The following is a 5,878-nucleotide window of genomic DNA, read 5'->3' on the forward strand; positions in this document are numbered from 1 at the left end:
CGAGCGGCGGCCCGGCAGGACCGCCGCTCGCGGGGACCGGAGCATGACTCCTGGGACGGCCGACGAGGCCGGGGCCTGCCCGGCGGCTCATGCCGGAATCGCGGGGTCCGGCACTCCCCCAAGCTCTCCGAGCAGGGGGCACCCCCACCCCGAGCTCTTCGAGCAGGGGGCACCCATCACCCCCGCTCACCTGGGCTGACGGGCTCCGTAGCCCGGAGTCGGCCCGATCCGCCGGGCAGGCCCTAGCTCCACCGTCCCCGCTTGGCCTCCATCGCCGCCCGGCCCTCGGCGCCCTTGCGTTTCCAGTCCCGTCGGATCTCCGCGCGCAGCCGTGCGTCGGTCTTGGCGACGATCCGCTGGTTCTCGCGCATGAGCTTGCGGTAGCTGTCCAGCCGCCGCTGGGGCAGTTCGCCGGCGTCGATGGCTGCCAGCACCGCGCACCCGGGCTCGCGGTGGTGCGCGCAGTCGTGGAACCGGCACCGCTCGGCCAGCTCCTCGATCTCGGAGAACACCTGCCCGACCCCGCTCTCGGCATCCCACAGTCCGACTCCGCGCAGCCCTGGTGTGTCGATGAGTACGCCGCCGCCGGGCAGCACGAGCAGGTTGCGGGTGGTGGTGGTGTGCCGGCCCTTGCCGTCGACGTCCCGCGTGGCCCGGACGTCCATCACGTCCTCGCCGAGCAGGGCGTTGGCGAGCGTGGACTTGCCGGCCCCGGACGTCCCGAGCAGCACGGACGTCCCGCCGGAGACGACGGCGGCGAGGACGTCGAGGCCGTCCCCGGTCACCGCGCTGACCGGCAGCACCGGGACACCGGGCGCCGTCGTCTCCACGTCCTGGACGAGGTACGCCAGTCCCGTCGCGTCCGGTACGAGGTCGGCCTTGGTCAGCACGACCAGCGGCCGCGCCCCGGACTCCCAGGCCAGCGCCAGGAACCGTTCGACGCGGCCGAGGTCCAGCTCGACGGCCAGGGAGACGGCCACGATCGCGTGGTCGACGTTGGCGGCGAGGATCTGCCCCTCGGACCGCTTGGAGGAGGTGGAACGCACGAAGGCCGTGCGGCGCGGCAGCAGGGCGCGTACGTACCGGGGCTCGCCGGCCGGATCGACCGCCGCCCAGTCCCCCGTGCACACGACCTTCATCGGGTCGTGGGGGACGACGAACTCCGTGTCGGCGCGTACGGTACCGGCCGGCGTGACGACATCGCACAGCCCGCGGTCGACGCGCAGGACACGTCCGGGCACGAGCCCCTGCCCGGCACAGGGAGCGAACGCCGACTCCCATCCCTCGTCCCAGCCGTATGGGGCGAGAGGGTGCGGCGAAGCGGAAAGCGAGGCGAGATTCAAGGGGGAACCCTTCACAAGGGCGGCCCCGGCAGCGCGCACAGGCGCGTGCGCGCGTAGTTGGCAGTGAGTCAGCCGAGGGCCGCGGAGGTGGAGTGGATGAACTTCCGGATGCGGGCAGCGCCCATCACAGAGACAGCCATCGGTCACACCTCCTTCTCTTCCTCTTCGCTCGACTGGCAGCGGCGGCCGAAAACGGCCACCGCGAAAGGCAGGGCTCACCCTAGGGAAGCCACGGCTGCGGACGCCACCGGTTTTTCCGGAAGCAACTCAGTGTGACGCTTTGGCCACAATTGCCGCATCAGGCTGTGCATCGGGGAGAATGCCACGACGATGATGCCGTCCCACCCTGCCGAGCCGGGCCGTACCGGGCACCCGGGGCCCGCCGTGTCCGCCATATCTGCCGTGCCCCCCTCCCACGCCCCCTCCTATGCCCCCTTCGCGCACCTCACCGTGCCCAACACCGCCCTCTACCGTCAGGTGATGATCACGTTCCTGGCGGCCAAGGAGCGGTTCGCGGTGCATCTGCGGCCCGAGGACGTGCACGCGGCGCTGGATCCGGAGCATCGGCCCACCGACCTGGACACCGTGGTCAAGGCGCTGGACAGCCTCGTCGAGTGGGGCAATCTGCGGGCCGACCCGGACACCTCCCGGGTCACGGCGGTCGAGGACTTCTACCGCAAACGCTTCATCTACCAGCTCACGCGAGCCGGCGAGGCCGCCGAGCAGGCGCTGTCCGCGTACGACGAAGCACTCGGGCGGCGCGGCGCGCTGCAGGCCGTGGCGCTGCACGACATCGTCACCCAGCTGCGGGCTCTGCTGGCGCTCGCCGCCGAGGACGAGCCGGACGCGGCCAAGGCGCACCTGGCCCTGTCCGCGCTGACGAGCCGGTTCGAGGCGCTCGCCGAGAACGCGCGGGCGTTCATGGGGTCGCTGCAGCGCACCATCGACCTGCACGGCGTGGAGGTGGAGGTGTTCCTCGCCTACAAGGACCGGCTGATCCAGTACCTGGAGCGGTTCATCCAGGACCTGATCACCCTGGGCGGGCGCATCGCCGTACTCATCGGCGAGCTGGAGGCGCGGGGCCGGGCCGACGTGCTGCTGCGGCTGGCCGCGGCCCGGGAGGCGGCCGACGCCTCCCCGGACGAGGCCGAGACCGCCGAGGCACAGGCCCACGCGCGGTGGGCGGGACGCTGGGCCGGGCTCACCGCCTGGTTCGTCTCCGCGGACGGCCGCGAGTCGCAGGCCCGTCTGCTGCGCGGACGCGCCCTCGGAGCGATCCCCCAGCTCCTGGCGGTCGTACGGCAGTTGAACGAGCGACGGGCCGGGCGTTCGGACCGGTCCGCGGACTTCCGCACCCTGGCCCGCTGGTTCGCCGAGGCCCCCGACGACGAGGCGCGGCACCGACTGTGGCGCGCCGCCTTCGGCCTCTACCCCGCCCGTCATCTCACCGTGGACGCCGACACCCTCGCCGAGCGCGCGGCCCGTCCGGTGGCCGCGTCCACCCCGTGGGCCGGGGCCGAGCCGCTGCGGATCAGCCCGCAGCTGCGTCGCACCGGGAGCTACGAGCGGCGCGGCAAGGCCCGCAAGGTACGGGACCGGTCCGAGGAGCGGCGGCGGCTGTCCGAGATCGCCGCCCGGCAGGCGGAGGAGATCGCGGCCGCCCGCGCCCGGCTGGCGACCGACGGCACCACCCGGCTGTCGGAGTTCAAGGAGCTCGACCCGGTGGCCTTCGGCCTGTTCCTGCGGCTGCTCGGCGACGCCCTGGCCACCTGGCGGCCCGGCATGACGACGACCGTGGCCACCAGCAACGACGGCACGATGGAGATCCGGCTCACCGCCCTGACGGACGGTACGACGGCCGAGGTCCGCACACCGGGCGGGGTATTCCGCGGCCCCGACCACACGGTGGAGATCACCGACCTCACCCTGGAGAAGCGATGACCACACCCCTGGGCGAGGTCCTGGACGGCCGGCGCACAGCCGAACTCCACAAGGCCGCCCGCGCCCTGCTGAGCGAGCCTCTGCTGCTCGCCCACGGCCCGCACGCCGACGCGTTCCGTCTGGTCCGGCAGCACGCCTCCGAACTGCGTGAGTGGTTCGACCGCAACACCGGCTGGTCGCTGCGCGTGGACGCGGAGGCCGCCCGGCTGCGCAAGACGCCCGGCACCCTGGCCGACCCGACCCATCCGGCGCGCGAGGCGACCCGCTCCGGTGCGCCGCTGACGCGTCGCCGCTATGTGCTGCTGTGTCTGGCGCTGGCCGCGCTGGAGCGCGGCGAGGCGCAGATCGCCCTCGGCCGCCTGGCCGAGCAGGTGGTGCTCGACGCCGCCGATCCGCACCTGGCCGCCGCCGGTGTGGAGTTCACGCTCGAGCGGCGCGACGAGCGCCTGGACCTCGCCGCGGTGGTGCGGCTGCTGCTGCGCTACGGGGTGCTGCGGCGGGTGGCCGGGGACGAGGACGCGTACGTCAGCGGGTCGGGCGACGCACTGTACGACGTGCAGCGGCGGGTCCTGGCCGGGCTGCTCGCCACCCGCCACGGCCCGTCGATGATCGCCGCCCACGACTTCGAGGAGCGGCTGGCCGAACTCACCGCGGAGAGCGCCCTGGACAGCGACGAGCTGCGGTTCCGTGCGACCCGCCAGATGCTGACCCGCCGCCTCCTGGACGACCCGGTGCTCTACTACGACGAGCTGACCGACGAGGAGCTGGCCTACCTGACCCGGCAGCGCGCCTTCCTGACCGCCCGCGTCAGCGAACTGACCGGCCTGGTCGCGGAGGTGCGGGCCGAGGGCATCGCCATGGTCGACCCGCTGGACGACCTCACCGACGTACGCATGCCCGAGCAGGGCACCCACGGGCACGTCACTCTGCTGCTCGCCGAGCGCCTCGCCGCCGCGGGCGGGGAGGCGAGCCGTGACGAGCTGGAACGCCATGTGCGGGAACTGACCGCCGTGCACGGCGGGTTCTGGTCCAAGAGCGCCAAGCAGCCCGGTGCCGAAGGGGAGTTGGTGGAGCAGGCGCTGGCCAGGCTGACCGCGCTCGGACTGGTGACCCGCACCGCCGAAGGCGTGGTCCCGCTGCCCGCGCTGGCGCGGTACGCGGTCGGCGAGACCGTCGTCCTGGAGCCGGGAGTCCGCGGGCCGGGAGCCCGTGGCCCGCGCAAGACCCGTACCGCCGAGCGAAAGGCACCGCAGCCGTGACCGCCCTGCCCGTCCCCGCACCCGGCCGGTGGCGGCCGCTGCGCATCGGCCTGGTCGACCTCTTCCACTACGACACGGAGGAGTTCTGGTTCCGCGACGGCCGCCTGCTGCTGCGCGGCAACAACGGCACCGGCAAGTCCAAGGTCCTCGCCCTCACCCTGCCCTTCCTCCTGGACGGCGACCTGTCCGCCCGCCGGGTGGAACCCGACGCCGACCCGGGCAAGCGGATGGAGTGGAACCTGCTGCTCGGCGGGGAGCACCCGCACCCCGAGCGGCTCGGCTACACCTGGATCGAGTTCGGCCGTATCGACGAGGACACCGGGCAGGCCCGTTTCCGCACGCTCGCCTGCGGGTTGAAGGCGGTCGCGGGCCGCGGCATCGCCCGCCACTGGTACGCGGTCACCGACCAGCGGATCGGCACGGAGCTGAGCCTGCTCGACGCGACCGGCACCGCGCTGTCGCGGGACCGGCTCGCGGAGGCCGTCGCCGGACGCGGCATGGTGTACGACACGGCCACGGCCTACCGCAGGGCGGTCGACGAGACCCTGTTCGGCCTCGGCGAGCGGCGCTACGCCGCCCTGGTCGACCTGCTCGTCCAGCTGCGCCAGCCGCAGTTGTCGAAGCGGCCCAACGAGACGGCGCTGTCCCGGGCGCTGACCGAGGCGCTGCCGCCGATGGACCAGGCGGTGATCGCCGACGTGGCCGAGGCGTTCCGGTCCCTGGACGAGGAGAAGGAGGAGCTGCGGGCGGCGGCGGAGGCGGAGCGGGCCGCCTCCGCGTTCCTGGACCACTACCGCCGCTACGCCCGCGTGGCCACCCGGCGCCGGGCCCGGCTGCCGCGCAGCGAGCACGCCCGCTACGAGCAGCTGCACCGCGACCTGGCCCAGGCCCGCACCGAGCGGGAGGAGGCCGAGGCGGACCGGGCGACGGCCGCCGAGCGGATCGCCGGGCTGGAGGAGTCGGACACACGGCTGAAGGCGCAGGAGGCGGCGCTGCGCGAGGGTCCCGGGATGCGCAGTGCCCGGGAGCTGGAGCAGGCCGCCGCCGACGCGCGCCGTAGCGCCGAGGAGCTGGCACGCGCCGAGGCGGACCGGCGGCAGGCGGCCCAGGCGCACACCCGGGCGCTGGGCCGCCTGGAGACGGCCGGACGACGCCTGTCGGCGGCCGAGGAGCAGGTCGCGGACCTGCTCGACCGCGAACGGGAGGCGGCCGCCGCCGCCCGGCTCGGCGACGAACTGCGCACCGACGGCGCGCCGAGCCCGCAATCATCTCCGTGCGCGGAGTCAACAAAGTCTTCAACGGCGGTTCCGACCGCGCGGTCACCGCTCTGCAGGA

General features: G+C 73.9%; 4 protein-coding genes. 3 read left to right on the forward strand and 1 reads right to left on the reverse strand.

Annotated elements, in window-relative coordinates; genetic code table 11:
* Positions 1–242 precede the first annotated feature (242 nt).
* Complete coding sequence (rsgA, locus tag DEP02_RS24875) at positions 243–1,358, reverse strand: ribosome small subunit-dependent GTPase A (RefSeq protein WP_112469922.1); 1,116 nt, start codon at positions 1,356–1,358, stop codon at positions 243–245.
* Between the two features lie 387 nt (positions 1,359–1,745).
* Between rsgA and DEP02_RS24880 the strand changes: the two genes are divergently transcribed.
* From DEP02_RS24880 to DEP02_RS24890, 3 genes are all read left to right on the forward strand, one after another.
* A complete protein-coding gene (locus tag DEP02_RS24880) occupies positions 1,746–3,284 on the forward strand; it encodes a TIGR02677 family protein (RefSeq protein WP_438947795.1) in 1,539 nt (512 codons plus the stop codon).
* Positions 3,281–4,543 carry a TIGR02678 family protein gene (locus DEP02_RS24885; RefSeq protein WP_112469923.1) on the forward strand — a complete coding sequence of 421 codons (1,263 nt, stop codon included), beginning with the start codon at positions 3,281–3,283 and terminating at the stop codon, positions 4,541–4,543. Before DEP02_RS24880 ends, DEP02_RS24885 begins: the two co-directional genes overlap by 4 nt.
* Positions 4,540–5,878: TIGR02680 family protein (locus DEP02_RS24890; protein ID WP_112469924.1), on the forward strand; the 1,339-nt coding region annotated here is incomplete at its 3' end. The genes DEP02_RS24885 and DEP02_RS24890, both read left to right, overlap by 4 nt.

Origin of the sequence: Streptomyces triticisoli (genome assembly GCF_003270085.1) — a bacterium.
GTDB classification, from domain to species: Bacteria; Actinomycetota; Actinomycetes; order Streptomycetales; family Streptomycetaceae; genus Streptomyces; species Streptomyces triticisoli.

Coding starts and splice junctions, on each gene's coding strand:
- DEP02_RS24885 (WP_112469923.1), top strand. CDS start 3,281: ATGACCACACCCCTGGGCGAGGTCCTGGACGGCCGGCGCACAGCCGAA.